The following is a 26205-nucleotide window of genomic DNA, read 5'->3' as shown; positions in this document are numbered from 1 at the left end:
ATGCCGCAAGCAGGCCGCCGGACCGGAGGTCCGGCGGCCTGCCGACAGTACTGGGGGTGTAAGTGTGAGCAGGCAGCCAAGGACTGCCACAATGGGGCTTGCAGGGGCGGAGATGATAGGTTGGCCACGCCTTTCCTACAAGACGATGACCAAGCGTATCCTTCTGCTTCCGGCGGCAGTGTGGACGCTCCTCTTTACGGTCTTTCCCTTCGTATATACGCTCTGGATTTCCACCCAGCGCATTCGTCTGGGACGTCCGGGGTACTTCGTAGGGATGGAGAATTTCGCGAAGGCGTTTGCTGACTACAAGCTGTCCGAAAGTGCCCTCGGAACCATCCTCTTCATCGCCGTCGCCGTGCCTCTCGAGCTCATCCTGGGATTTGCATTCGCCCTCCTGTTCAATCGCGATTTCCGAGGGCAAGGCGTGCTACGAGCCATCATGACGATGCCGCTGTTTGCGACGCCGGTCGGTGTGGCATACCTTTTCACGACGATCCTCTATGAGGAGGGCGGGCTCGTCAACTCCCTCCTTGCCCCGCTCGGGTGGCATCCTCCGTGGCTTTCCAATCCCTTCTGGGCACGACTCTCCGTGTTGCTAGTGGACGTATGGCAGTGGACACCTTTTTGCTTCCTCGTGTTCCTGGCGGGGCTGCAAGGCCTGCCTCAGGAAGTCCTGGAAGCGGCAAGCCTGGACGTGGTGAAAAACAGACAGATCGTCACGCAGGTCGTACTACCCATGATGGCGCCGCTGATCCGGCTCGTGTTGCTCCTCAGGTTCATCGAGGCAGCGAAGGTCTTCGACACTCCCTTCGTGCTGACTTCCGGCGGGCCAGGACGGAGCACGGAAGTGTACTCCCTATACACGTTTCGCGTGGGACTGCGCTTCTTCGACCTCGGGTATGCGGCAGCCCTCAGCCTGTTGTTGCTGGTAGCCGTGATGATCGTCGCGAACCTGCTGTTCCGCGGCACGAGGGAGATGTATGACTGATGCACAGGACAGACGAGCGCCGGTTTCGAGATGCTGTGTCGAAGACACTGACCCGCTTTGGCCTCGTCCTCGTCACCGCCATCGTCGTGGTCTGGGTCATCCTGCCCTTTTACTGGGGGATATCGATGTCGTTCAGACCGGCAGCCCAGGCGCTGCAGATCTCCGGGCTTGCCGTGCCGGGGTTGTCATTTCGTCCTACGGCCGAAAACTGGATGACCGAGCTACATGTGCCGGAAATGCGCAGGTCCATGGTTAACAGTATGCTGGCAGGTCTGGGCGGCACGGCCATTGCGCTGCTTCTCGGAGCGCCTGCTGCCTACTCGCTTGCCCGCTTCAGGTTTACTCGTCCAAAGAACCGTGACATCACCATCTGGTTCATCTCGCAGCGTGTCATGCCGCCGGTCGTCGTGGCCATTCCCTTCTTCCTGACCATGAGGGCCCTGCATCTGCTGGATACGTTGATCGCACTTGTTCTGGTCAACGCGACTTTCACAATGCCCTTCGTGATAGCCATCCTCGTCCAGTCGTTCCGTGACCTGCCCCCTGATCTGGAGGAAGCGGCCCTCCTGGACGGAGCGACACACATCGGGGCAATGCTCAGGGTTGCCATTCCGCTGGTTGCGCCGTCGCTGGTAGCGGCGGGTCTCATCGGGTTCGCATTCAGCTGGAACGAGTTCCTCATGGCGCTGACCCTTACGTCCAGAGACGCGATCACGATGCCGGTCCGCATTGCAAGCGGATACGACACGCGGGGTGCGCAGTTCTGGTACATCGCCGTACGATCTCTTCTGGCCATGAGCCCTCCGGCGATCGTGGCCATCATCGCGCAGAGGTTCGTGGTGCGAGGCTTGACGCTCGGCGCCGTTCGAGGGTAGGGGCGGCGCAGCAGGTGGAGAGGGCCTGACCGGCAGTGTACCTGATCGGGATCGATATAGGTACTACCAACTGGAAAGTGATAGCCTTCAACCAAAGCGGGGAGATTGTCGCATCGTTCAAACAGGCCACCAAACGGTACCATCAAGGAGCCGGCCGGAGCGTATGGCGCGCAGACGACGTCTGGGAGGCGGTCATCCGGGGGCTTGCCTCCGTGACAGAGCAACTGGGATCCGACCGAGCTCGTGAAGTAACCGCAATATCCGTAACGAGCGTGGGCGAGGCCGGGCTCTTGGTGGATCGTCGAGGCGATCCCGTCAGCGAGATCATTGAATGGTTCGACTCCAGAACGGAGCCGCAGCGTCTTTGGTGGGAGACCCATCGGAGTCCCAGGAGTATCTACGCGATAACCGGCTTCCCGATGTCTCACATTCCGAGCATCAACAAGGTGATGTGGTTCAAGCAGCACGATCCGGTGCTATTCGGCAGAGCATCCAAGTGGTTGTGTGTTGCTGACTACGTGCTGTTCAAGCTGAGCGGGGAGATGGTCATGGACTTCTCCCTGGCAAGCCGTACGATGGCGTTCGATATCCGCGGACGTCGATGGTCATCCGAATTGCTAGAAGAAGCGGGCATCCCCGTGTCGCTGTGGCCCAGTCTGGTGCCATCCGGCACGCCGCTGGGACCCCTCACGGAGGAGGTACGGAGACGGACGGGGCTGGGGTCTGGGACCACGATCGTTGCGGGCGGCCACGATCACGTTTGTGGCGCGTTGGCCGCCGGCATCTATCGCCCGGGTGAGGTGCTTCATTCCATGGGCACGGCGGAGGCCGTGCTGATGACGTTACCATCGCCGCTGATCACGGAATCCCTCGCCGAGGCGGGATTCAGTATCGGGTGCCACGCCGCAAGGGACCGATACTATATCATGGGCGGGCTGCTGGCATCCGGGGCTACCATCGAATGGCTACGGGAGCTCTTTCCAGACCTTGGATACGGAGAGGCCTTCTACCTCAGCATGACCCGGGAAGCGGGCAACTCGCCGCCCGGGGCAAACGGGTGCCTGTTTGTCCCGCACCTAAGGGGTACCATTCAGCCGCCTGACGCGCGGGCTCGGGGGGCATGGTTGGGCCTGGGAGCCTATCACAAACGCGCGGACCTCCTGAGGGCTGTGCTGGAGGGACTGGCCCTGGAGACCATGTTCCTCACTGCACTCATGCATCAGTTGACCGGCCAGGGCATCGATTCCATCACCGTCACCGGCGGGGGCACGCGTAACAAGCTCTGGGTGGATATCAAAGCCGCTGCCTCCCCTGCCCCTTTGTACCTCGCGGACGTGCCTGAAGCTACCGCGCTGGGCGCGGCCTTGCTCGGCGGGCTGGGAGCAGGCGTCTGGACCGACGAAGCGGAAGCGGTGGCGAGCATGGTACCGTCCAAACAGGTGGTGCAGGGCAATCCTCAGTGGAACACCATCTACCAGCGCAGTCTCCGCCGGTGGGCCGATCTTTACACTGCGCTGCAGAGCGTGGGGACGCTGGCCCCCGTACCCGATCTGCCGGGTTGACCGCGCATTGCGTACCGGAGTGCTTGGAGGCCCTACGCGCCCTTGAGCGCGCGGCAGACGCTGACCGGGTGCCCTCCTACCGCCCAAGCCAGGACGGTCTGGGGCACTGGCCTCTCGACGGAGACGGGCATCTTCTGCGTCAGTTTCCTCTCGAAGGCCTCGATCCGCTGCCGGAGCGGCAACAGCGTGCTCACCTCGAGTTCGTCCAGCAGCTCGGAGTAGCGCATGCACATGTACTTCAAGAGCCACCGGCAGAGCGTATCGTCCCTCTCGACCGCGCGATCGAGCGCGAGCCGGCTCACCTGGATGACCTCGGTCTCGCCGATGCTGTAGAACGGCACCTCCCGCACGTTTCCGCCGAGACTGCTCATCCCCAGGAGGTCGCCCGGTCCGAACAGGCCCGTCCCCTTCAGCCGCCCTTCGGCGTTGCCCCGCATGCCTAGCAGCCAGCCGGAAACGACGAGCCACACGTAACCGTCGTCACCGATGTGCAATACGTGGAAGGCCCTCCCTTCGAGCTTGACGTAACGGGCACCCGGGAGGGCCAGGAACCGATCGATCGCTCCGGCAAGCTGCAGGGCTGGCCACGAGACCGTCATGCCCGTCCCCCTCCCCCGTCATCTCTGCCCGAACCCGGCCTGGAGACGCCCTCGCACCCTCCGTCCCCCGTTGGCTCCTTTCCACCCGTCCCCGCATCTGGCGACCTTCGTCCAGGGGGCCGGGCGCCCGCCCTTCCCTCGGGCGGGCGCCCGGCCGGACGCTTACCGGATCCACCCCATGTGCAGCCACCACGGTAACAGCACCACGCCCATCACCAGGGGCGTGACGACGAACATGGCGGCGCCGAACTTGAGTATGTCTTTCGGCTTCCACAGGCCAAAGCCCTGCCCCGCCACCAGCGCCGCGTTCTGGTAGACGAAGAAGAACTGCCCGACGATGGACATGTAGGCCACGATGCTCAGCAGTTCGCTGGACATGCCCACCGTCGGCCCGTACGCCGCCAGCGACGGGACGGCCAACGCCTGCGTCGTCCCCAGGCTGCCCAGGGGAATGTGCAGCAGCTCCACCAGGAAGGAGATGAGCACCAGCGCCACCATGGGGTTGCCCGGCAGTTGACTGGGCAGGATGTGGCCCCACAGCCACTTGGCGAACCCGGTGGCGCCCAGGGCCCCGATGGAGAGCACCCCCATCAGCATGAAGACCGTGTTCCAGTCCGTCGCCTGCACGAACTCCTTGAAGTTCACCACGCCGATTCCAGGAAGCATCAGCATGGCGGCTACCAGGACGGCCGCGAAGCCCGCGGGGATTCCCGTCATCCCCCCGGTCGCCCAGAGGACCACGGCGACGACGAGCCAGACGATGGCCTTCTGTTCCTTCCGGCTCAAGGGACCCAGCTCGCGGCGCTTCTCCTCTATGACCTTCACGTCGAACCCGTTCGCGCCACGCGCCGGGCGGAAGAGGAGGTAGAGTACGACGAAGGATATCAACGTGTACACCAGGGCCGGAGGGAAGAACCACTGCAGCCACTTCGTGTAGTCCAGCTGGAAACCACCCAGGGGCCCCAGAGCCGGGTTGAGCACGAAGCCGGAGTAGACGAGCAGCCCCGTCTGGTTGGCCAGCACGTTGATCATGAGGGCTACGTGCCGGACGTACGGATCCTCCTTCGGCATGCCGGAAAGGGCGGCCATCGAGACGACCAGAGGCATGAGCAACACGAGTTTCGGGAAGGAGGCCGCCATGCCTACGACGGAGAAGAGCGCGTTGAGGACGAGCAGGGCAATGTCGATCACCAGCAGGTTGCGGAGAGAAAACACGTAGATGGCGAGCCGGTTGCCGAGCCCGCTCTTCTGTATGACCACGCTGAAAATGAAAGAAACGAGGACGAACCACATCGTATCCTGAGTCCAGAAGGAGAGAAACTTGGTCGCGGGAACCTCGTTCGGCATCAGACAAAGCACGATGCCGATCATCATCAGGGAGCCCACACTGGTCGGAACCGCGCCGGAGACCCACAAGAAGACCGTGAAAATCACGACCGCCAGGGCGTGCTGCCCGGCGACGGTCAAACCTGCCGGCGTGGGCATGAACCACAAGATGAGGCCCAGGAGAACCCCGGTGCCGAGCCACAGCAGCTTTCGGTCAGCCTTGACGGCTTGCGTCGTGAGCAATGGTGGATCCCCCTCGTGTCAGTGACGTCTGACTGGATGCGCTGCTTCGCTCCGGTCGTGTGCGTTCGGGATGGGGGCGGCGCCACGCCTTTCGGGTGACTTTGCGGCCGGGTGGCCCCGCGGCCCCTGCAAAGGCGCCCCGAGGCCACCCCCTGACTCATTCGAACAACCAGGCCCACTTCTCACGCGTCGCCTTGAGCATGGCCGGCGACGACTCCGCCACGGGCGGGAAGGTCTTGAGCCGGTCGAACGGCTTGCAGGCGTTGATGAGCGCCCGGCTATTCCACAGTTGCCCCCTGGCCTTCGCCTCGTCGGAAATCATCGGGTCCAGGGGGTTGCTCCAGCTCTGCCGCAGAATGTCGATGTCGCTGGCCGGGTCGGAGCGAGTGCTCAGAGCCCAGATGACGTCGTCGGGGTTGGACGGGTCGATGTCGTCGTCCACGACGATGGAATAGCGGGCCATCAGGCCTCCCGCCTGGCAGGTGGCGGCGATGGCGGCCGCCTGGCTCGCGTGGCCGGCGTATTGTTGGGATATGCTGGTCACCAGGAACATGCGGCCGCCGCCGGCCTCGTACACCCAGACGCCCCGGACGCCGGGAATGCCAGCCTTCCGCAGGCTCTCGTGGACGGCCGCCGCGCGCATGACCGAGAAGTAGTACGAGAAGTCGTTGGGAGGACGGTTGGGCGGTGCCCCGAGCAGGATGGGCTGGTTGCGGAAGTAGAGCGCCTTCACTTCGACGTAGGGCTCCTGCTTCTGCCCGGAGGCGTAGTAGCCCGTGAACTCGCCGAAGGGGCCCTCGGCCATTCGCTTGTCCGGGTAGGCCCACCCTTCCACCGCGATCTCGGCGCAGGCGGGGATAGGGAGTCCTGTTACCGGTCCCCGGATCACCGGAACCGGCTGCCCGTAGATCGCTCCGATCCAGGAGAGCTCGTCAACCCCAGCGGGAACGTCCGACGAACCCATGAGCAGGAAGATCGGGTGGTGCCCGAAGCTGACCACTACCGGAGCCGGCTTGCCCGCTTTCCAGTACTTCTGGCGGATGATGTGTCCGTGGTGGCCCGGCGAGATGTAATTGCCCAGCAGGTTCCTCCCCAGCAGCTGCATCCGGTAGGTGCCGACGTTGACCCAGCCGGTCTCAGGATCCTGGTGGATCTGCACGCACCCGGTGCCGATGAACGGCCCCCCGTCCAGCTCGTGCCAGATCGGGGTGGGGAAGATCGTCAGGTCCACGTCGTCGTCCCGCAAGACGTTTTCCATCACGGGCCCGCCGTCGACCCACTTCATGGGATACTCCGAGGCATGGCTCTCGCACTTGCGCAGCATGCTCGCGATCCGGTTGACGATGCCGATGTTGTCCAGCTCTTCGTCGATGCCCAGGGTGAGCCCCAGCGTCCTGGCGTTGAGCATGGCACTGGTAAGGACGCCGAAATCCTCGCGGTAACCCGGCACCTTGGTAAACAGGAGGGCCGGTCCCCGCCGCTTGCTGTTCAGCTCCGAGATGGCGCCGATCTCGAGCCTGGCTTCCGCGTTCTCCACTCGCCTGAGCTGGCCTATCTGCTCCGCCTTCTCCAGCCATCCGCGGAGGTCGAAGGCCTCGCACGTCGAACGAGGGACAGCCAACCGACGACACCCCTTTCAAATCAGTTGCTTCCGGCGGAACACTACCATCGCGGGTGGAACACCATCATTAGCGCAGGCTAATGTGGGGGTGCCGGGAGCCGAGGGCTTAACATATAACTATTCAACTTGATTACTCTTTGAGGAATGATGCCGTGAGGAAGCCCTGGCCTCAGTCCGCTCGCCGGCCGAGAGAGAATCCCGCCGGGGTCTTGGTCAACTGGCGGGCGATCACGGAGCAAAGCGCGAAGTTGATGCCGCCCTTCAGAAGGTTGAAGGGAACGACCACGGGCAGGAGCAACGCGACGGCGTCGTCCAGGCTCCCTCCCATGAAGAGCGGCACCAGGAGGAGGGTCAGCAGGACCTCCGCCGCCGTGTAGGCTGCGACGGCCACCATCCCGGCGAATCCGATCCGGCGCCCGCCGCGGTGGAACGCGACCGCCGCCGCCACTCCCAGGGCGGCGCTCCCCACCAGCCGGCTGACCACGCCCACCGCGCCGCCGCCCGCCGTCGCCCCGAGAGCCAGCGCCACCACGGCGCTGATGGGCAGCACCCAGCCCGGACCCAGCCATAAGCCGGCCAGGATCACGGGGATGTCGCTCGGGTCGTAGAGGAGGTAGGGCGCGACGGGCAGCAGGGGGAAATGGACATACAGCGCAAGTACCAAGGAGATGGCCGCCAGTAGCCCCGACGAAGCGAGGCTCCGTACCCAGCCGCCTTCCCGGCTTCCTCCCTGCCTTCCTGCCGGAACCCCCTCCGGTTCCTGGATGTCCCTCGGGCACGCTCCCATCCGGCGGCACCTCCCGTGGATCAAATCAGGGTTTGTCCGCGAGCGTCCATCGGCCCCGCGGCTCCGGGACGTCGAAACGGAGCAGGACCTCCTGGCCGTCGGCCAGGCCCAACGTCGTCCGCAGGTGGACGGGAGCCACGATCTCCACCTTGTAGGGGTCGTACCCCTCGACCAGCGGCCGGACCACCAAGCCGTCTTGCCGGCTGCTGACGCACCCCAGCCGCACACGGCGCAGGATGGAGCAACAGATGGCTCGGGAGGGCGGGACCAGCACCGTCCCCTTTCCCAGGAGCTCTTCCAAAAGCACCAAGCGACTCTGGATTTCCTCCGCCACCTGGACGTTCAGCGTGCCGAGCTCCGGGACGAAGCCGTAGCGCTCCTCCACCGCTTTGCGAAACCAGCCGTGGGCCGTGGCTTGCGTCCCATGCCCGTTGCCGGCCCGCACCGTGCCTCTGACGATCCGCTCCAACCGGGACGTACCTCCTCGGGCCCTGGTTCCTCCCGCCGTTTCACCTCCTCATCGCGTACCGCTCGCGCCTCGCGCCGTGCATTAGCGTGGGCTAAGGCAGTTGCTGGGGCTTCTTTCCTTGCACGGGGGTGCTTCCCGGGGCCCGCGCAGGCACACTGCAGGCGGCCTCTTCGCTTCGACGTGACGTCACGGGGACGTCGCCGGCACGGGTCGGAGGTGATCATTTGATATCGAGGCGGCCATCCCCAGAGGCGCACCATGTTACCGGATGCATGCAACGCGGGCCGGGAGCCGGCGGCGCCGCCGTCCGCGGCACCGGGACCGCTCGCTGCCCGCAGCGAACGAGGGGTCCATATCAGAAGGGAGAGCCGTTTGCATGGGCAACCTTCAGCTGACCATGGCCTGCTGGAACTACGATCGTACCCGTGCATTGCAGGAGGGACGCATCAGACCCGACGGAATCGACCTGACGTACCTTCCGCTGCCGGTCGAGGAGACCTTCTTCCGGATGCTGCGGCACCGGGAATTCGATGCCGCGGAGATGTCCCTGTCGTCGTACGTGGTATCGCTGTTCAGCGACAACCCGCCGTTCATCGCCATCCCGGTTTTTCCGTCGCGCTTTTTCCGCCACTCCTGCATCTACGTCAACAGCCATAGCGGCATCCGCGAGCCCAACGACTTGATCGGAAAGCGCGTCGGAACGCCCGAGTACCAGATGACGGCCGGCGTCTGGATTCGCGGGATCCTGTCCGACGAATACGGCGTACCCGTGGACAGCGTGGAGTACTTCACCGGCGGCGAAGAGGAGCCCGGCCGCCCGGAGAAGCTCCGCCTGGATCTGCCGAGCAACATCCACGTCCACCCCATCGGGCCCGAGAAGACGCTCTCGGCCATGCTCGACAGCGGCGAGATCGACGCCCTTTACACAGCGCGCATGCCCTCGTGCTTCGCGCGGGGCTCGCAGAACGTCCGGCGGCTATTCCCCAACTACAAGGAAGTCGAGCAGGCGTACTTCCAGAAGACGCGCATCTTCCCCATCATGCACACCGTGGTCATCCGCCGCGACGTCTACGAGAAGCACCCGTGGGTGGCGCAGTCGCTGATGAAGGCGCTGGCCCAGGCCCAGCAGGAGGCCTACGCGGACCTCTACCAAACCGCTGCCCTCAAGCTCATGCTTCCCTGGCTCACTTCGCACGTGGAAGAGACGCGTGCCGTCATGGGCCGGGATTTCTGGCCCTACGGGTTCGAGGCCAACGAGGCAACGTTGGCGGTCTTCCTGCGCTACTCGTACGAGCAGGGGCTGTCCAAGCGCCTGCTCCAGCCCCGGGACCTCTTCGCCCCGGAGACGCTGGAGTCGTTCAAGATCTGAGCCGTTCGAAAGGCGCGGGGGCGCCGGCCGCACCCCCCGGGCGGGCCGCACACCCCTCGCGCCTTTTCCAGACGACGGCGAGTCCTTCAGGGGACCGCCTACCACCTGGAAGGTGGGGGAACCGTGAGCATGCAGTCCGCTCAACCACTCACGCGGTGGTGGGCCCTTACCCGCGGCGACGTCGACGCCACGGTGGCGCAAGTGGGGCTCAACCTGGCACAGATGATCATTCCCGTCTTTCTCTTGCTGCCTGCCGGTATCTCGGCGGCCTTCAGCACGACGCACCTCTTGCCGGGGTACGCCCTGGGCTTCCTGGTCGGCTCCCTGGGCCTGGCTTTCCTCGGGATCCAGCTCGGTCGCCGGCAGGCGCGGTCCGACGTCACCTCGCACGTCTACGGGAACAACGTGCCTGCCATCCTGGCCTACACCCTCTCCATCATGCTGCCGGTCTACCTGGATCAGCACGATCCGGTGCTGGCCTGGGAGATCGCCGCGGCTGCCGTGATCTGGACCGGCCTCATCAAGCTCGCCATGGCACCCTTTGCCAGGAGGTTGCGAGCCATCATCCCGGTACCGGCCTCCATGACGGTGTTCGGCACCGCGATGTACAGCTACCTCGCCCTGATCCTGCTCCAGCGCCTGTTCGACAACCCCATCGTCGGACTGGTGGCCCTGGCCATCGTCTCCGCGGCAGTCCTGGCGCGGCTGCGCGTCACCCGCTGGGGCATTCCGCCGTTTCTGGTAGTGTGGCTCATCCCGCTGGCCATCGGGCTGGCCATCGGCTACGTGCGTCCGACCTGGCAGGGGATCGCGCCGACGGTGCCATGGGCGGTCTCCCTGGGGCTGCTCCAGGCGCTTCCCAAGGTGGCCCCCTTCTTCTCCGTGGTGATCCCCATGGCGGTCTACCAGGTGCTGCAGGACATCGCGGCAGTCGAAGGCGGAGCGTCCGCAGGCGACGAGTACGACGCCCGGTGGGTCGTCTTCTGGGACGGCCTGGGTACGCTGGTCTGCGGCCTGGCAGGCAGCATCATCACGCCGGTGGTCTACGCCCTGCACCCGCCGTACAAGGCGATGGGGGCACGCATCGGCTTCCAGGTCTGGACGCCGGTGGTCTTCCTGCCCATCGTTTCGCTGGGGCTGGCGATGTTCACGAGCCAGCTCTTCCCCTGGCCGATCCTCGCGGCCATGATCGCCTACGTAGCCATCGGGGTCGGCATGGCGACCCTGGGACGGGTGCCCAGAAACTACCACAATGCCGTCCTGCTGGGGTTCGTGATCCCGGCCGGCGTGGTGGTGATGAGCGCCCTCAACTCCGTGCTGCCGGCACTCGGGCTGTCGGCGGCCGACCCTGCCGTGACCCAGGCGCTCAACCGCTCCGTTTATTGGGCCTCCATCCAGGGGCTGGGCAACGGCTTCCTCTTCCTGGTCCTGATCGTCAGCGCTTCTGTCACCGAGCTGATCGACCGTCACTTCGAGAAGGCGGCCGCCTGGTGCCTGGTGGCGGCGGGCCTTTCCTGGCTGGGCCTGTTGCACTCGGCCCGCTTCGGCTGGGCCGCGGCGCCGCAGTACGCGCTGGGCTGGCTGGGAGCGGCCGTCGTCATGTACACCGCGCGCTGGTGGGCAAGCCGGTCCCAGTCACAGGCATGAAGGTGTGGGGGCGGCGTCGAGGCGCCACGACGCCTCCGGCCGCCCCGCTCCTCCGGGACCCCGCAGGCCTCCCGATGGTAGAATGGGCTTTGGAAAGCGCAGCCACCAGGAGGCGGATGCCGTGCAGCAAGCTTTCCTCGAAGAAGAGCGCCTTCCGGACGCCAACCGGGAGCTCCTGCAGCTGGCCCTCGCCCGCTGCAAGAGCCCGCGGGTGCTGGAGTGCCGGCACAACCGGGACTATCCGCTGCAGATCGGCCCGGGGGAATCCATCGGCATCGTCGAGGACGGCATCGGGGCAGTGGCGCTGGTCACACAACACGGCCAGGCGCGCGGTACCGAGCTGGTCAAGCCGGGCAGCGTCATCGGTATCGCTCGTATCGCGCAAAGCTTCCCGAGCACCACGGTGCTTTTCAGCGCCATCACCGATGCGCGGCTCTTGCTCTTTGACTACGAGGACTTCTGCGCAGCGCTGGATTCGGATCCGGCCATGATGCGGCTGCTCTTCTCCCAGCTCCAGCAAAGGTTCCTGGTGGCGGTGGAGCAGTGTCTCATTTTCTCGAGCGAGGCTGACCAGGCGGTGGCCTTCACCCTGCATTCGCTGGCGGAGGCTCTGGGCAACGGCCGCAGTTCCGAGGTCGCCGTCAAGCTGCCGGTGGTGCGCGAGCAGATCGCCATGTTGAGCGGCAAGAGCGTCCCTTCGGCCAACCGCGCGCTGCAGCGGCTTCGCCGGCAGGGAAAGGTCCGGTTGGACCGTGCGACCATCACCGTGCCCGGGGAATTCCGTATCGCCTCCTCGGAACGAAGATGGCTCTGGCAAGGCTGAGGCGATAGGAGCCGCACGCCCGGCTGCTGTGCCGAAGGTGCTCGCGGTAACATGAAATGGGTTGCAAACGTGCGGACCGTGCGTCATAATCACCGTAACGAGGCAGCGAGCCGAGGCTCGGTCTTCCCGTGCCCTGGCCTCCCCCATCGATGACCGGTTTCTGGCGTCTGTCGCATCACCGCCCGGGAAGCTGGGCGGGAAAGAAAGGGGGCAACCAGCATGTGGGTGAAGCCGGCGTTCGAGGAGATCTCCGTCTGCGCTGAGGTCACCGCCTACGTGTACGTCCGCTGAGTATTGGACCGGCGGTCGAGCCGGGCACCGGGCCGGAGAGCGCTTCACCGTAACGGCAGCCCTACGTCCACTTACCTGACCCGGCGGGTTCTCCTACCTCCCGGCCCGGGCCCTCCGACCGGTGGCGGTAGAAAGGCGAAGCCGCCATGGACGCCACCAACGCATGGGCCAGGCCCAGGTTGGCCCGTAGAGTTCGCTTGCGCTGGGACAGCGTGCGCCGTCGTCACGTGCTCTTGATGCCCGAGAAGGTCATCGTCCTCAACGAAACGGCCGCCGCCGTCCTTGCCTGCTGCGACGGCAACCGTACCACCCGCGCCCTCATCGCCGAGTTGAAGCAGCGCTACCCGAGCGCCGAAGTGGGCGACGACGTCATGGCTTTCCTCCAGGAGGCGACAAAGAGAGGGTGGGTGGAATGGGTGCTGCCGGGGTGATGGCGGGCGCTCGGACGCCCCGCCCTGTGGCCCCGCCGATGGCCATGCTGGCCGAACTCACCCACCGATGCCCGCTGCAGTGCGTTTACTGCTCCAACCCCGTCCAACTCGTCGCTCGCTCCGCGGAGCTGGACACCCGTGCGTGGGCCCGCATCTTTCGCCAGGCGGCGCGGCTCGGCGTGCTCCAGCTGCACCTATCCGGCGGTGAGCCGCTCTTGCGCCGTGACCTGGCCGAGCTCGTGCGGGTGGCTTCGGAAGAGGGACTGTACACCAATCTCATCACCAGCGGAGTGGGCCTGTCCCAACGCAGGGTGGGGGAACTCAAGGATGCCGGGTTGGGCGCGGTTCAGCTGAGCTTTCAGGCGGCCGACCCGTCCCTCGCCCGGGAGATTGCGGGTGGCGAGTTTTGGGAGGAGAAGGTAGCTGCCGCCACGCTCGTTCGAGAGGCGGGCCTCCCCTTGTCCCTCAACGTGGTGCTCCATCGCCACAACCTCGGCCAGGTCCGGGAGCTCATGGAGATGGCGGACGCGCTCGGAGCCGAGCGCCTGGAGCTCGCCAACACGCAGTTTTACGGGTGGGCGCTTGCCAACCGCGCCTTCCTGATGCCGGACCGGGCTACCCTGGAGAGAGCCGAGAGAGAGGTCGACGCCTTTCGAGCCCGGGGCAGCTCCCTCGAGATCCTTTGGGTCATCCCCGACTACCACGAGGGCCGCCCCAAGCCGTGCATGGGCGGCTGGGGGCGCCTTCAGCTGACGGTGGCCCCCGACGGGCGGGCGCTACCGTGCCCGGTGGCCTACGTCCTGCCCGGCCTGGACCCACCGCTTGCCACCGAGGCGACGCTGGACTGGATCTGGTACGATTCCCCGGCGTTCCAGAGATTTCGTGGGTTTGACTGGATGCAGGAGCCGTGCCGGAGCTGTGCACGCCGGTTCGAGGATTTCGGCGGCTGCCGCTGCCAGGCGTTTCTGCTCACGGGCGATCCTGAGGCGACGGATCCGGCCTGCGCCTTCTCGCCGCACCACGAGCGAGTCGTCGCGGCAACCAGCCCGCACAGGGGTCTCGACGCTGCATCCCCGCGACCCTCGCCGGCCAGCAGCCCCCGGCCGGCGAAGCCTCTTTACCGCACGTATCCGGGCCCCGGAAAGGCGGGCGCTTTCTCATGAGGATCCGGGTGCTCGGGACGACCGCGGGCGGTGGTCTCCCCCAGTGGAACTGCAACTGCGCCAACTGCCGCCGTGCTCGGGCCGCCGGCCCGTCCGGCCGCCGTCTCCAATCCTCGCTGGCCGTCTCTCCCGATGGCGCAGCGTGGTACCTGATCAACGCAACGCCGGACGTCCGCGAGCAGATGGCGCATTTCCGGGCGCTGGCGCCGGGGCCTGGCATCCGGGACACCCCGCTTCGCGGCGTCCTGCTGACCGATGCCGAACTCGACCATACCCTCGGGCTGCTGAACCTGCGAGAAAACGCTCGTTGGACGCTGTGGGCCACTCCTGCCGTCCTCCACGTGCTCGAGAGCGTCTATCCGGTGCTTCCCATCCTGCGCGCTTACTCCTCAGAGCTGCAGGTGAGGGCCATGCCGGTGGACAGGGCGTTCATGCTCCCGCCTGAGCGTGCACCGGGCGCAAGCGTCCAGGTGCTCGCCACGGAGGTCTCTCGGCGACTGCCCGTCTACGCGCAAGCCTTGTCCGGCGCGCCTGCGCCGGGAGCGGTCGTCGCCTTCACGTTGACCAACCCGGCTACCGGCCGACGGCTGGTCTACGCTCCAGGGCTGCGCCGGCTCGAGGCCTCCCTCCGAGCACAGCTCGAACAGGCCGACGTCGTGCTGCTGGACGGCACGCTCTGGGACGAGGACGAACTCATCCGCCTCGGAGTCGCCCACCGCACCGCGGCCGACATGGATCATGCCCCGATGAACGGCAGCCACGGTACGGCCCGGTGGTTCGGCGAATTGCCTGCGCGGTGGAAGCTTTACGTTCACGTCAACAACACCAACCCGGCCCTGGATCCCTCGTCGCCGGAGCGGCGAAGGCTTCGGGAGGCCGGGCTGGACATCGCCGAAGACGGTTGGGAGGTCGAACTATGAGCCAGCCATGGCCGGCCGCGGAGTTCGAGGCGAGGCTGCGGGCCGTCGGGGAACGGCGCTATCACCACCTGCATCCGTTCAACCAGAGGATGCACGCCGGGCAGCTGTCCCCCAACGACATGCGCTTGTGGATAGCCAACCGGTTCTACTACCAGAAGAACGTGCCCGTCAAAGACGGGATCCTGCTGTCCAAGCTCCCGACCCGGGAAGACCGCAGGCTCTGGCTGCAGCGCATCATCGACCAGGATGGACGGGAGGGCAACGAGGGCGGCTTGGAGCTGTGGGTCATGATGGGCGAGGCGGCAGGGCTGGAGCGGGACGACCTCTGGTCGGACCGTTTCCTGCTGCCGGGGGTACGGTTCGCGGTGGACGCTTACGTCACCTTCGTGCGGGAGCGACCGTGGCTCGAGGGCGTGGCGGCCTCCCTCACCGAGCTCTTTGCGCCCGGCATCCACGAGGCCCGGCTCGAGGCCTTCCGGCGCCACTACCCGTGGATCCGGCCCGAGGGGTACCGGTACTCCGAGAGCCGGCTCAGCCAGGCGCGGCGGGATGTGCAGCACGGGCTGTCGCTGGTACTGCAGCACGCCCGCACCCGCGAGGACCAGGAACGGTGCGTGGCGGCCCTGGAGTTCAAGTGCGACGTGCTGTGGTCGCTGCTCGACGCCGTCCAACTGGCCTGCGAGCAGCGCCGGGCTGCGTGACGAGGGCGAACGGCGACAGCCGGCCTCCCCGCTCCCCCCACCCCTGCCTGAGGAGGGCCTTCCGCCCATGGGGGTGCCTCGTTAGGCGTTTTGCTCGAGACGCCCCCCGCTCACAGCTTCTCCGCAAGCCAGTCGACGACCTCGGCCCAGAGACGGGGCCGTGCCTCCAGCAGAGTCGTGCCGTGCCCGGTCTCAGGCAGGACACGCAGCTCCCATGCCCCCTGCGGCGCCTCGTCGAACATCTCCCGGTTACGCAGGGTGAACGGCCCGTCGTCGACGCTCGTGACGAGCAGCGTCGGATCACTACGCTGCCGGGCTGCATCTACGGTGCCTGCAGGGGAGAGCAGCACCAGAGCACGGACAGGCGGCTGTCCGGCCACTGCGGTGAGGAGCGCCACCGCTCCTCCGAAGCTGGCCCCTACGGCGCCAAGGCGTCCGGCAGCAGCGCCCCGCGCAGCCAGCATCTCCAGCGCGGCCTTCCCGTCTTCGGCCAGCGCCTTGCGATCGAGGCCCGGGCCCACGCTCATCCCCTGCCCCGGAGGGTCGAGGGCCAGCACGTGCCATCCCCGGGCGGTCATCTCTCCTACGTAGGGAGACCAGGCGTGCCTGGAACTCCCGGCCATCGCGAGGAGCAACACACCCGGTGCTCCCTCGAAGCCCTTCCAGTAAGAAGCGTACAGCGTCCGGCCGGCCGAAGGTGCCACCTCGACGGCCTCTGCCCCCGCCAGCGCGGTGAACTCCAGGTCCGCCTTCCGGCGCTGCCGAATAAGGGTTTTCACGTCGGCCCCGGACGCGGTACACCGCTCTTCCATCCGGGCGTATTCGACCGGTGCCAGCGGGTCCGCCAGCATCGCGGCGTAGACCCGCAATGCCGCCTCCCGGTCGCCCTCGTCCCACTGCACGTCGGCCCGGAAGAGCTGCAGGAACTTGCTCATCCATCCCGCGAAATGCGAACCCGCCCTGGCGAGCTCGTCTTCGCGCAGGATGGCCTGGTCCAGGCAGGCCTTGCCCGCCGCCCTGTCGCCTCGGCGGATCAGCGCTTCGGCGAGGTTGGCGAGGTCTCGAGGCCCTTCACGGCCGCTCCTACGCCGTGCCCGTGAGCCAAGCCCCGCTGCCCACGCCACCGAGCGGCAGGTGTTGCCGGCCGGCCACCGAACTGCCGGTACGAGGGAAGGAGACCGAGATGCCGGCAGGATGGGACCTGACGCAGGGATCCGGCGCGGCAACCTCCGGCGAGCGCATCCGGGTCGTCATCGTAGAGGACGAAGGGCTGTATCGAGACTTGCTGGCCACGGCGCTGTCTCGTCACCCGCGCATCGAGGTGGCGCGGGCGTTCGGGGATGCCGGGTCAGCGCTCGAGGTGGTGCCGTCGCTGGACCCTCACGTGGCCATCCTGGATATCCAGCTGGGCGGGCCCTTCAACGGCATCCACCTCGGCCTGCGGCTCCGGCGCGACCTACCGGGATTGGGCGTGGTCTTGCTCTCCAACCACGCCGATCCGGATTTCCTGATGGCCGTGCCACAAGAGGAGCTGTCCGGGTGGTCTTACCTCCTCAAGCGCTCCGTCGGGGACCTGGCCACGCTCGAGCGGGCCGTGGAAGGGTCGGCCGCCGGGCTCGTCGTCCTCGATCCGCAGTTGACTCGAGGAGCGCTGGCCCAGCGGCGCGGCGGGCCCGCGAGCCTCACCCCGCGCCAGCGGGAGATTTGGGCCCTGATCGCCCAGGGCTACACCAATACGGCCATCGCGGAAAAGCTGCATCTGTCCCCCAAGTCGGTCGAGAATCACATCAATCTACTCTATCAGGAGCTCGACATCGACAGCGCGGACCGCACGGTGCACCCGCGGGTGAAGGCCGTGCTGCGGTACTTGAAGGAACCGCGCGCTTGAGCGCCCTTGAAACGTGCCGCCGTAGCCAGGGCACGGTTTCCCCTCTCAGCGCGGGATCCCCAGAAGCTGGCGAAGTCTCGAGACCTCCAGATGCTTCTTGCTCAAGAAGCCGGCGGCTCCCACCGACCGGGAGAGGGCCTCGTACTCAGGATCGTCCAGCGCACTGACCAACACGACGCGTAAGCGCGGCCACCGGTCCAGGGCGTGCCGCGCCGTCTCGAACCCATTGAGGCCCGGCAGGTGCACGTCGATCAGGAGCACGTCCGGCTGAAGCTCGACGAGTCGCCGTAGCGCTTCTTCGCCTGTGCCCGCCGTTCCCACGACTCGGAAGGCGGGATCGGTGGCGAGGATGAGACGGGCCATCCGGAGAAAATCGGGCTGGTCGTCGACCAGCAACACGGCGTATCCCATCCGCTCTTCCGGATACCCGTCCCATCCCACCCCCGAAAACCCCCGGACGGGCTTACCGTACCATCGGGCAGCGGTCGAGCAACAGGGGGGTACCCCCTGGTTCGACCCAGGGGTCGTCCCCTGGCTGCCCCCGGGCACTCCCCCTCGCGCCGGTGGGGCTACCCTCCCCTGCAACGAGGGATGCCACCCTGGCTGCCCCGTGCGCACGGTTGTTATGCTGAGTACCGCATCGGGCCGGCGGAAGGCCCGCCCTCTGGTCGCGACGGCGGCACCTCGCACCGGGCGGGACGCCTGCGAACAGGCGTGCGTTGATCTCATGGCCATCGTCCTTGGGATCAGCCGGGTGGTCCTCCGTCCAATTGCTCGCATGCTGGCACCGTTCGTACACTCTCCACGGTAAGCAAGCCGCATGATAGCGCGGCGGGCGGGAGGCTGTGGAAACTTGCGGCGTTACGGTCCGGCGCGGCGCCACTTGATGGCCGTCGTTCTCGGGGTAGGGCTCGCCTCGGCATCGGTCGCCGCGGCACACGCCACCGGCCCCGTCACGGTGGAATACCAGCTCGGCTCGCCGACACCCGGAGCGAGCCGCAACGACGATGGCGTCTGGGTCGTACCGGCCGGCCAGCGCATCGAGTGGACCGTCACGTGGACCCTCTACAACCGGTCGGGGCAGTCGTTGAACGACGTCAGCGCGGTCAACCACTACTCGGCCGAGATCGACGTCGACCCCCGCTCGGTGGTCGCATCCCGGGGCGAAGTGCTCGTGGAGCCCGTCGGCGGGCGCACGAGCGCAACCGCCGTCGTTTGGGACGTGGGCACGATGCGTCCCGGGGAGACGGCGACGATGGTGCTGAAGATTGCGACCGGAACGAACCCGCGCGGCAAGCAGATGTACGGCGAACCAGGCAACTACGCCCTGGATTCGGGCCTGACCGTTCGATGGCGAAAGGGCAGCCTCTCCCTCCCGTGCGTCGGGGTCAAGGCGGTGGCAAGAGGATGGCTCCGGGTCGAGCTGTCCGGGACCCGGATCGACTGGCGCATCCGAAAGCCGGGAGAGTACGCCGCCCTGGCTTTCCGGGCAATCGTCTCGAGCAACGAGGACGTGACGTTCTACTTCCGCGAGTTCGGGGAGCTCTTGCCGGCAGGTTCGTCCCGCGGGGACGCCCCTGGCATCCCGGTGTTCTATGCGATAGGCGATAGCCTCGACCAGGCCGCGAGCGCGGGATGGCTGGCCGCCGACCAGCTCAACGGCCTGCAGGTCCGGTTGGGCCGCTCCGGGGCCCTCGAGGAAGGGATCGCGTGGTCCTTGTGGCAGCGGCTGCGCATCGGCCCCGACGTCCGGCCTGCGGCTTACGTGAACGAGGCGTCCGTGGTCTTCGTGCCGGCCAACGTTCGCGAGTTCGTGGCCGACGGTTCATGAAACACGGGCACCGCCCTGAGAGGGGGTGAGAGATGGCTCGATCCGGGTGACGTCGTGTGGAGTGGTCGTGTGCGTCGGATAGTTTCCATCGTCGTGTCCGTCTGTATGATCGCCCGTCTGCCAGGAAAACGGAAGGAGAACGGCATGAAGAGGTTCAAGGCACTCTTTTTCGTGATGGTGACCGGCCTCGTGCTCGCGGCCGGCGCGGCCGCCTCGGCCCAGTACAATCCGAACGGCGAGGCGCTCCCGTCGGGCGCGACGGAACAGGAAGTGTACTACTTCAACCCGGACAATCAGGCCTGGGAGTCCATCGGCTCGGGCAACGCAGACCAACGTGCCCGGAGCTGGAACTCGGGCCCGCTCCAGGGCAACTGCAACAAGGCGTACTGGGACATCACGTTCACGAGCCATGCGTCGGTCGCCCAGTGGATCGACTGGTCGCTGGCGACCAGCCGCAAGGACTGGCGGATCCGTAAGCCCGGGCAGTACGCCTCCGACTCCATCGACTTCACCATCGCGAGCAACAACGACGTGGTCGTGAGCTTCGACGGCTTCGGCGACCTGGAGTACCTCGGGGACCGGGTCGAGGACCCGCAGCTCCAGTACACGATCCCCACGTACTTCGGCGTGGGCGCCAGCTTCGCCGAGGCCAACGCGAACGGCTGGGTACGGGCGGCTGACCTCAACGAGACGACCTATACCTTCCCCAACAGCGAAGACCTCCACCAGGGCTTCCAGCTCAAGTTCTGGCAGCGCCTGGACGTCCAGAAGTCCAACTCGTCGTCTGAGTACGAAAACGTGGGGACGGTGCGGCTGGCCGTCACCAACCTGAAGTTCTGGATCGATGGGCAGACCGGCCGCTACGCCCAGGATCAGTTCGGCACCCCGCCGACTGAGGAGTACGTCCCGTCGACCATCTGAGGCGCTGCGGCGGGGGGAGGGGGAGGGCAGGGTCCCTTCCCTTCCTCCTTCCAGGACAACCTCGAGCGTTCAAGGAGGCATCCGGGTTTGAACCGTCGGCATCGCGTCCCTCTCCAGATGGCCGCCGGCCTCCTCGCCCTCCTGGCCTTTGGCCGGGTGGCCGGGGCGCAGCAGATCGGGTTCACGGTGAGCCCGCTGTTGCTCGAGCTGGAGGGGGCACCAGGGAGCACGGCCCGGTTCGAGATCACGGTGGCCAACGAGAGTGGAAGCCGGCCGGGCAACTTCACCGTGTCGGTGGCTCCCGTTCTCCAGGACCTCTCGGGCAACTACCGGGTCGACCCGACCGGCAAGAGCGACCGGTCGGCGGCGGAGTGGATCCGGGTGAGCCCGGACCGGTTCTCCCTGGAGCCCGGCAAGGGGCAAATCATCGCGGGGGAGCTCACGTTTCCCCGCCGGTTCCGAGGTGGCGCCTACGCGGCCGTGCTCGTCACGCTCCAGCCCGACGAGGGAGGCCCCCAAGACGCAGCACGCCAGGTGCTGCGAAACGAAGTGGCCGTCATCGTCGAGGCCGTGGCCATGACGCCCGGTGTGCGCCCCGATATCCACCTCGAACGCTTCAGCGTGCTGTCCGCCGCGCAGAAGGGCTTGGAGCAGTACGCCCGGCAGTTCGGTTCGCAGGCGCTCATCTTCATCGGGGACCTGGTCAACGAGGGTACCGTGCACGGGTTTGCGGCGGGGTCGATCAGCCTCTGGGACGAGGCAGGCAGGAAGATCAAGCAGATCCCCCTGGGTGCGGGGCGGGGGGCCATCCTTCCCGGCGCTACCGTACGAATGGCGTCCATCCTGCCCAACGGGCTCCCGCCGGGCCATTACTCGCTGCAAGCGGTGGTGAACTACGGGGGGCCCCGGCCGGCCATCTTGCGCCAGAAGTTTACGGTGGGCTCCGAACTGCTCCAGGCCTCCCAGAGCGGGCGAGGCGTCCGTTTGGCCGTGGAGCCCGACGACGTGACGTTCGATCTCCTACCTGGGGCCTCTCGCTACGCGTCGGTGCGTATTCGTAACCTCGACAAGGTGCCGCTGGCGGTTAGCGCCCGGGTCCTGCCGCTGGTCTACGACGCCGGCGGCAATCCCAACACGGAGCCGGTCGCGACCCAGGACCCGGCGGCGCAGTGGGTGGAGCTCCGCCCCGACACGGTCACCATCGAACCCGGGCAGGTACGCAGCATCCAGGTGGGGGTGCGGACGCCGAAGGACGCCTCGCAAGGGGGCCACTACGCCCAGGTGCTGGTGACGGCCCGGCCGGCCCGGGAGCCGGGCCAGGACGCCGGAGAAACTCAGATCAACGTACCGCTCCACGCCATGCTGGGTAAAGACCTCAAGGCCGCCGGCGAGCTGGCTCCTTTGAAGGTGGAGCCTTCTCCGGACGGGAGGTTCTGGCTGGTTTCGTCCGTCTTTCGTAATACCGGCCAGATCCACCTGACCCCCAGCGCCCAGGTCATCGTCGAACTCAAGACCCTCCCGGAGACGGCGCCGGGCACCGAGTACGTGGGCGACCCGATCTGGGTCGAGTCGACCCGGCTGACGTTGCCTCCCGTCACGACGCCGGTATTGCCGGGGGGTGAGCGTAACCTGGGGGCGCTGCTCGAGATCCCTTCGCAGCCCGGCGAATATCGCATCCGGGCGGTGGTGCGCTACCCGGGCGGGCAAGCCCTGGCCCAGGAGGCCATGATGCGTGTCCGCCAGACCACCGCGTCCAAACAGCCAGCGGCGCAGGGCCGGTGAGACACGAACGAGAGATGCAGGAAACGGTGGGGTAACCGATGCAGTGCAGGCGCCTCGTGATCCTGGCCGTTGCGCTGGTGGTGGGGACCTCCGCAAGCGTGCAGGCCCAGCTCGACAAGCCCGGCCCGGCTACGCCAAAACCGCCGGTGCAAACACAGGCCGCGCCCCCGAAGCAGGCCCCGGCGCAACAGCCGCCGGCGGCACAGAAGCAGGCTCCCGCCCCGAATCAAGACGCGGATGCATCCCCGGCGGAGCCGCTCGTCTCCAACGTCTTCGTCGAGACGTACCTGACGCAGGCGTTGCAGGACATCGCCATGCAGGCGGGTGTCAACATCCTGGTGGACCCGGGCGCGCAGGGGTTCGTCACCCTGGAGCTGAAGGATGTACCTCTGGAGAAAGCACTGGCCATGGTGCTGGCACCCAACGGGCTCACGTTCGTCAAGCTGGACGACCGCACGTACCTGATCGGCAAACCCGACCCGAAAAGCCCCATCTTCCACCAGCTCAGCCAGACCGAACGGGTCCGGCTCGGCTACGTCACGGCCGATGAGGCGAAGCGCCTGCTCTCCGACTACTACACGCCTTACGTGCGCTTCGACGCCGAGACCAACACCGCCGTGATCACCGCGGCGCCCGATCTGTTGAAGCGGATCCGGGAGGACCTCCAACACATCGACCAGCCGGCCCCGCAGGTGCTGATCGATGCCGTCGTGTCGGAGGTGTCGGACGAGGCGCGCAAGCAACTGGGCCTCGACTGGGGTGTTACCTTCACACCCGATGATGCCGGGCGGAATCGAAAGTACGAAGCGGGATTCAACCTGTCGCAGCAAGGGGTGTTCAACGTCGCGCTGCAATTGCCTTACGAGTTGCTCATCGCCAACCTGCGCAAGATGGAGGACGCCGGCAAGGCCTCGATCCGTGCCAACCCCCGGCTCACCGTCCTCGACGGCCAGAGCGCGGAGATCTTCGTGGGCGAGGACCGCTACTTCAAGATCGTCACGGGATCGGACGCCACCCCCTTCACCCGCCTGGAGGCCATCAACGTGGGCGTCACCCTCGACATCACCCCGAGGGTTGCGCCGGGCAGCTACGTGACGCTCGTCGTCAAGCCAACCGTCAGCGACGTCACCGGCCAGGTCGGTGACGATCTACCGGTGGTGAGCCGGCGCCAAATCTCCACCACCGTGCGGGTCAAGGACGGAGAGACGCTGGCGCTCGGGGGCCTCGTGCAGGACAGCGAGCAGACGGTCACCTCCAAGGTGCCGCTGTTGGGTGACCTTCCCTTGCTCCGCTTCCTGTTCTCGTCGACGCGCACCCAGCGTGCCAAGTCGGAGGTCGTGGTGTTCATCACTCCTCACCTCCTCGAATCGCCCGGACCGTAGCCCGCTCGACAGAAGTCAACAGGAACCATCCCGTACGAAAGGAAGCGTCTGACGTGCGAGGCTCTACCAGGACCCTGGCGAGGCAGATATGCCGGGTAGTGGCTGCCGTTCTCCTGATGGCCGCGGGCGCCGGCCTGCGTTCCGTCGCCGTCCGGGCCGGCTCGACGGGAGGCGGCCTGCCGGATGACCCGACCGCCCATGTTGCCCTGTTCGACGTCGCCGGGGCGTCGTCATCGGCTTCGGCCGTCTTGCTCAACCCTGCGGCGGCTGCGCAACTGGGGCGGCCACTGGTGGCCGGGTGGGCGGTCGTGCCCTCCGCCGGCTCAGCGCCGGGACACGCCCGGCCTCTTTATGCCGCAGCCCTGCTCGATCCGGGGACCGGGGGCCCGGGAGCCAGTCTGTCCGGCGGGCTCACGGGCGTTTTCCGCCGGTCAGGCGCGGATACGCCGGGCGACGGCGAGTTGCTCCGGCTCGCCTACACGCTGGCGGCCCGCATGGGCTCCGTCGCCCTCGGAGCCAGGGCCAACTGGGAAAGGCAGCTTGCAGGCGCTGACCCCGGGCAGCAATGGAGCGCCGACGTGGGCTTTCGCACCCGGCTCGGCGCCTGGCTGGCCGTGGGAGGTGCGATCGCCGGGATCCCGGTGGGAGCGAGCGACCTCGCCGCCAGGGCCCGGCGAGGAAGCGCCGGCCTCACCATCTCCTTCCCCGGACTCGCCGGAGGCCCCCTGGAGGGGAGCCTCCTGGCCTTCGGGTGGGACGATGCCGATCTCGAGTCGGCCGCCGGCACCACCCTGGTGGCCAGCGGGCGGCTGGCGGCCAACCGGATGGTGGCCCTGGACGCGGCGGCCGGATATGACCCGAGCACGAGACAGTTGGGTTACTGGGCAGTCGCACTGGCCGTGTTGCCGTCTCCTTTCGGTCTGGAGATCGGGTACTCCTCGAGCCGCTCCTATCGCCTGGGTATCGACTTTCAGCCGTGAACCGAAAAGGGTCCAGCGGCTCGGCCGGGGGTTTGGGGGGGTCCTTCAGTGACCGTTTTCGTAACGGAGACCTGGGCACAGCAGGGCAACGACGTAGGCCCGCTACCGGGCCATGAGGCCGAGCTCCACGAGCTGTGGTGGGCCCACGAGGTCAAGACGATGCTGGCGGTGGTCCAGATGAGCCTGGCAGCCCTTCAGCGCAAGGCGCCGCCGGTGCGGGAGCTCGCGGCCCGAGAGATCGACACGGCGCTGGCCTCCATCCGCCGGGCCACGGCTCTCGTGGAAGGGGCCCTCGGCCGTCCCACTTTCCGCTTGCTCGAAGGGGAACCGCTGCTCGTACCGGGCATGCTGCGCTCCGTGGCTTCCATGATACGCTCGGCAGCGGACGGGCGGGGCGAGTCGTCCGGGCCCGTCGAGGTCGTTGAACGCTATGACCCCTCGGTACCCCTGATCTGGGGCGACCGCCGGCTGCTCGAGGCGGCCTTCGTCAACCTCGCCATCAACAGCCTGCAGGCGATCGGAGCGGAGGGCGGGCGCATCGAGTTTTGCGTGGCCTCCACGCCGGCCGGCCTGGAGGTTTGCGTCCGCGACACCGGGCCGGGCTTTGCGCGACGCGGCCTGCCGGGGCTCGCCGATCCCGCGCTCCGGCAACTCGCCGGGTGCAGTGGGACGGGCCTGGGGCTGTCCATTGTCCGGGCGGCCGTGTACATCCACGGCGGCCGGCTTCACATCGGCGATATCGAGCCCCGCGGCGCAGAGGTCGGAATCGTGCTGCCGGTGTTCGGGTGACGGGCACGCTCCACAGGGATGCCGGACAGAAGGGGAAGTCGGATGAACAGCGGGGACGCAGGCAAGGGCCAACCGGGCACGGCCGCCGAGCCGGCGCGGAGGGTGCTCGTCGTGGACGACGACCCCCTCTCCCGCAGCGCGTTGCGTTCTTTGCTCGACACGATTCCCAATGTGATCGTGGTCGGCGAGAGCTCGCAGGCGTCGGAGGCAGCGCAGCGGGTCGACAGCCTCCAGCCGGACGTGGTGCTGATCGACATCCAGATGGCCGGCCCCAACGGCCTCGAGCTGACCCGGAGCCTGGTGCAACGGCACCCTGACCTCAAGGTGCTCATGGTGAGCGTGCTGCCCGAAGATCCGTTCGCGGTCGAGGCCCTCAAGGCAGGAGCGCTCGGCTACCTCCACAAACGAGACGCCGGCACGCACCTGGAGCAAGCCCTCGCCCGGGTGGCCCTCGGAGAGGTCTACCTGGCCCCGTCGGTGGCTCCGAAACTGGTGCGCCGCCTGGTCCACGAGCGTGTTCAGGGTCCGTCGGGTCAAGGACTCACCCCGAGGGAACGGGAGGTGCTGAAGCTCCTGGCCGCCGGCCGCAGCAACAAGGAGATCGCCACGGCGCTCAACGTGACGCCCAGGACCGTGAAGGCTCACGTGTCTCGGATTCTCCACAAGCTCCACCTGGACGACCGCTTCCAGGCGGCCCTGTACGCGCTGCGTTCGGGCATTGCGCCCGATCCGGACGCGGCGGCCCCTCCCACCGAGGGAGTAGCAAGCAGAGGGGGACGTTCCACGGAACCGTGAAAGGCCCCCTCTCGCTCACCCT

At 66.9% G+C, this 26205-nt stretch carries 26 protein-coding genes; 19 read left to right on the top strand and 7 right to left on the bottom strand.

The window, feature by feature from the left end:
- Positions 1-91 precede the first annotated feature (91 nt).
- Genes U7230_RS00275 through U7230_RS00265 form a run of 3 tightly spaced genes read left to right on the top strand, consistent with a single transcriptional unit; the run spans position 92 to position 3425 of the window.
- Positions 92-988: a carbohydrate ABC transporter permease gene (locus tag U7230_RS00275; RefSeq protein ID WP_324716759.1), complete on the top strand. Its 897-nt coding sequence runs from the start codon at positions 92-94 to the stop codon at positions 986-988.
- Complete coding sequence (locus tag U7230_RS00270; protein WP_324716758.1) at positions 988-1863, top strand: carbohydrate ABC transporter permease; 876 nt, start codon at positions 988-990, stop codon at positions 1861-1863. The genes U7230_RS00275 and U7230_RS00270 overlap by 1 nt, the downstream gene beginning before the upstream one ends.
- Before the next feature lie 35 nt (positions 1864-1898).
- Positions 1899-3425 (top strand): FGGY-family carbohydrate kinase, encoded by a 1527-nt coding sequence (locus U7230_RS00265; protein WP_324716757.1) that lies wholly within the window; start codon positions 1899-1901, stop codon positions 3423-3425.
- Positions 3426-3457: 32 nt separating this feature from the next.
- Here the strand turns inward: U7230_RS00265 and U7230_RS00260 are convergent, their stop codons facing one another.
- From U7230_RS00260 to U7230_RS00240, 5 genes are all read right to left on the bottom strand, one after another.
- Positions 3458-4024: a Crp/Fnr family transcriptional regulator gene (locus U7230_RS00260; protein WP_324716756.1), complete on the bottom strand. Its 567-nt coding sequence runs from the start codon at positions 4022-4024 to the stop codon at positions 3458-3460.
- 162 nt (positions 4025-4186) lie between these two features.
- Positions 4187-5593, bottom strand: coding sequence for an SLC13 family permease (locus U7230_RS00255; RefSeq protein ID WP_324716755.1), 1407 nt, complete (start codon positions 5591-5593; stop codon positions 4187-4189).
- 157 nt (positions 5594-5750) lie between these two features.
- Positions 5751-7214 (bottom strand): UbiD family decarboxylase, encoded by a 1464-nt coding sequence (locus U7230_RS00250; protein WP_324716754.1) that lies wholly within the window; start codon positions 7212-7214, stop codon positions 5751-5753.
- Positions 7215-7383: 169 nt separating this feature from the next.
- A complete protein-coding gene (locus tag U7230_RS00245) occupies positions 7384-8001 on the bottom strand; it encodes an ECF transporter S component (protein ID WP_324716753.1) in 618 nt (205 codons plus the stop codon).
- Between the two features lie 25 nt (positions 8002-8026).
- Positions 8027-8470 carry a DUF120 domain-containing protein gene (locus U7230_RS00240; RefSeq protein WP_324716752.1) on the bottom strand — a complete coding sequence of 148 codons (444 nt, stop codon included), beginning with the start codon at positions 8468-8470 and terminating at the stop codon, positions 8027-8029.
- A gap of 376 nt (positions 8471-8846) precedes the next feature.
- Between U7230_RS00240 and U7230_RS00235 the strand changes: the two genes are divergently transcribed.
- The 8 genes from U7230_RS00235 (at position 8847) to pqqC (ending at position 15815) form a co-directional block, all read left to right on the top strand.
- Positions 8847-9839 (top strand): substrate-binding domain-containing protein, encoded by a 993-nt coding sequence (locus tag U7230_RS00235; protein ID WP_324716751.1) that lies wholly within the window; start codon positions 8847-8849, stop codon positions 9837-9839.
- Positions 9840-9962: 123 nt separating this feature from the next.
- The gene (locus U7230_RS00230) at positions 9963-11486 is read left to right on the top strand and encodes a hypothetical protein (RefSeq protein WP_324716750.1); all 1524 of its coding nucleotides are present in this window, start codon (positions 9963-9965) and stop codon (positions 11484-11486) included.
- A 121-nt stretch (positions 11487-11607) separates the two neighbouring features.
- Positions 11608-12309: a Crp/Fnr family transcriptional regulator gene (locus tag U7230_RS00225; protein ID WP_324716749.1), complete on the top strand. Its 702-nt coding sequence runs from the start codon at positions 11608-11610 to the stop codon at positions 12307-12309.
- A 219-nt stretch (positions 12310-12528) separates the two neighbouring features.
- The gene (gene pqqA / locus U7230_RS15350) at positions 12529-12600 is read left to right on the top strand and encodes a pyrroloquinoline quinone precursor peptide PqqA (RefSeq protein ID WP_404980604.1); all 72 of its coding nucleotides are present in this window, start codon (positions 12529-12531) and stop codon (positions 12598-12600) included.
- Positions 12601-12746: 146 nt separating this feature from the next.
- Complete coding sequence (gene pqqD / locus U7230_RS00220) at positions 12747-13031, top strand: pyrroloquinoline quinone biosynthesis peptide chaperone PqqD (protein ID WP_324716748.1); 285 nt, start codon at positions 12747-12749, stop codon at positions 13029-13031.
- Positions 13013-14194 (top strand): pyrroloquinoline quinone biosynthesis protein PqqE, encoded by a 1182-nt coding sequence (pqqE, locus tag U7230_RS00215; protein WP_324716747.1) that lies wholly within the window; start codon positions 13013-13015, stop codon positions 14192-14194. The genes pqqD and pqqE overlap by 19 nt, the downstream gene beginning before the upstream one ends.
- Complete coding sequence (gene pqqB / locus U7230_RS00210) at positions 14191-15114, top strand: pyrroloquinoline quinone biosynthesis protein PqqB (protein ID WP_324716746.1); 924 nt, start codon at positions 14191-14193, stop codon at positions 15112-15114. Before pqqE ends, pqqB begins: the two co-directional genes overlap by 4 nt.
- Positions 15111-15815: a pyrroloquinoline-quinone synthase PqqC gene (gene pqqC / locus U7230_RS00205; RefSeq protein WP_324716745.1), complete on the top strand. Its 705-nt coding sequence runs from the start codon at positions 15111-15113 to the stop codon at positions 15813-15815. Before pqqB ends, pqqC begins: the two co-directional genes overlap by 4 nt.
- A 110-nt stretch (positions 15816-15925) precedes the next feature.
- Here the strand turns inward: pqqC and U7230_RS00200 are convergent, their stop codons facing one another.
- On the bottom strand, positions 15926-16939 hold the full coding sequence (locus U7230_RS00200; RefSeq protein ID WP_324716744.1) for an alpha/beta hydrolase: 1014 nt from the start codon (positions 16937-16939) through the stop codon (positions 15926-15928).
- 59 nt (positions 16940-16998) lie between these two features.
- Between U7230_RS00200 and U7230_RS00195 the strand changes: the two genes are divergently transcribed.
- Entirely contained in the window at positions 16999-17703 is a 705-nt protein-coding gene (locus tag U7230_RS00195; RefSeq protein ID WP_324716743.1) for a response regulator transcription factor, read from the top strand.
- 45 nt (positions 17704-17748) lie between these two features.
- Here the strand turns inward: U7230_RS00195 and U7230_RS00190 are convergent, their stop codons facing one another.
- Positions 17749-18144 carry a response regulator gene (locus U7230_RS00190; RefSeq protein ID WP_324716742.1) on the bottom strand — a complete coding sequence of 132 codons (396 nt, stop codon included), beginning with the start codon at positions 18142-18144 and terminating at the stop codon, positions 17749-17751.
- 412 nt (positions 18145-18556) lie between these two features.
- Between U7230_RS00190 and U7230_RS00185 the strand changes: the two genes are divergently transcribed.
- The 7 genes from U7230_RS00185 to U7230_RS00155 all read left to right on the top strand — a co-directional run bounded on the left by U7230_RS00185 (position 18557) and on the right by U7230_RS00155 (position 26183).
- Positions 18557-19534 carry a hypothetical protein gene (locus U7230_RS00185; RefSeq protein ID WP_324716741.1) on the top strand — a complete coding sequence of 326 codons (978 nt, stop codon included), beginning with the start codon at positions 18557-18559 and terminating at the stop codon, positions 19532-19534.
- 144 nt (positions 19535-19678) lie between these two features.
- On the top strand, positions 19679-20455 hold the full coding sequence (locus tag U7230_RS00180; RefSeq protein ID WP_324716740.1) for a hypothetical protein: 777 nt from the start codon (positions 19679-19681) through the stop codon (positions 20453-20455).
- A gap of 87 nt (positions 20456-20542) precedes the next feature.
- Positions 20543-22237 carry a hypothetical protein gene (locus tag U7230_RS00175; protein WP_324716739.1) on the top strand — a complete coding sequence of 565 codons (1695 nt, stop codon included), beginning with the start codon at positions 20543-20545 and terminating at the stop codon, positions 22235-22237.
- 38 nt (positions 22238-22275) lie between these two features.
- Positions 22276-23619, top strand: a complete 1344-nt coding sequence (locus tag U7230_RS00170; protein WP_324716738.1) for a secretin GspD/PilQ domain-containing protein — start codon at positions 22276-22278, stop codon at positions 23617-23619.
- 53 nt (positions 23620-23672) lie between these two features.
- A complete protein-coding gene (locus U7230_RS00165; protein WP_324716737.1) occupies positions 23673-24599 on the top strand; it encodes a hypothetical protein in 927 nt (308 codons plus the stop codon).
- 48 nt (positions 24600-24647) lie between these two features.
- Complete coding sequence (locus U7230_RS00160) at positions 24648-25388, top strand: sensor histidine kinase (protein WP_324716736.1); 741 nt, start codon at positions 24648-24650, stop codon at positions 25386-25388.
- 42 nt (positions 25389-25430) lie between these two features.
- Positions 25431-26183, top strand: a complete 753-nt coding sequence (locus U7230_RS00155) for a response regulator transcription factor (RefSeq protein ID WP_324716735.1) — start codon at positions 25431-25433, stop codon at positions 26181-26183.
- Positions 26184-26205 lie beyond the last annotated feature (22 nt).

The sequence above is a fragment of the Limnochorda sp. L945t genome (assembly GCF_035593305.1).
GTDB classification, from domain to species: Bacteria; Bacillota; Limnochordia; order Limnochordales; family Geochordaceae; genus Carboxydichorda; species Carboxydichorda subterranea.
The sequence above is the reverse complement of the archived record's forward strand: the minus strand, read 5'-3'. Positions and strand labels throughout refer to the sequence as shown.

What these genes read in the sequence shown, in the direction of transcription:
- U7230_RS00275 (WP_324716759.1), top strand. Translation starts at nt 92, where the DNA reads ATGGGGCTTGCAGGGGCGGAGATGATAGGTTGGCCACGCCTTTCCTAC.
- U7230_RS00270 (WP_324716758.1), top strand. Translation starts at nt 988, where the DNA reads ATGCACAGGACAGACGAGCGCCGGTTTCGAGATGCTGTGTCGAAGACA.
- U7230_RS00260 (WP_324716756.1), bottom strand. Translation starts at nt 4,024, where the DNA reads ATGACGGTCTCGTGGCCAGCCCTGCAGCTTGCCGGAGCGATCGATCGG.
- U7230_RS00245 (WP_324716753.1), bottom strand. Translation starts at nt 8,001, where the DNA reads ATGGGAGCGTGCCCGAGGGACATCCAGGAACCGGAGGGGGTTCCGGCA.
- U7230_RS00235 (WP_324716751.1), top strand. Translation starts at nt 8,847, where the DNA reads ATGGGCAACCTTCAGCTGACCATGGCCTGCTGGAACTACGATCGTACC.
- pqqD (WP_324716748.1), top strand. Translation starts at nt 12,747, where the DNA reads ATGGACGCCACCAACGCATGGGCCAGGCCCAGGTTGGCCCGTAGAGTT.
- pqqE (WP_324716747.1), top strand. Translation starts at nt 13,013, where the DNA reads ATGGGTGCTGCCGGGGTGATGGCGGGCGCTCGGACGCCCCGCCCTGTG.
- pqqB (WP_324716746.1), top strand. Translation starts at nt 14,191, where the DNA reads ATGAGGATCCGGGTGCTCGGGACGACCGCGGGCGGTGGTCTCCCCCAG.
- pqqC (WP_324716745.1), top strand. Translation starts at nt 15,111, where the DNA reads ATGAGCCAGCCATGGCCGGCCGCGGAGTTCGAGGCGAGGCTGCGGGCC.
- U7230_RS00195 (WP_324716743.1), top strand. Translation starts at nt 16,999, where the DNA reads ATGCCGGCAGGATGGGACCTGACGCAGGGATCCGGCGCGGCAACCTCC.
- U7230_RS00180 (WP_324716740.1), top strand. Translation starts at nt 19,679, where the DNA reads ATGAAGAGGTTCAAGGCACTCTTTTTCGTGATGGTGACCGGCCTCGTG.
- U7230_RS00170 (WP_324716738.1), top strand. Translation starts at nt 22,276, where the DNA reads ATGCAGTGCAGGCGCCTCGTGATCCTGGCCGTTGCGCTGGTGGTGGGG.
- U7230_RS00155 (WP_324716735.1), top strand. Translation starts at nt 25,431, where the DNA reads ATGAACAGCGGGGACGCAGGCAAGGGCCAACCGGGCACGGCCGCCGAG.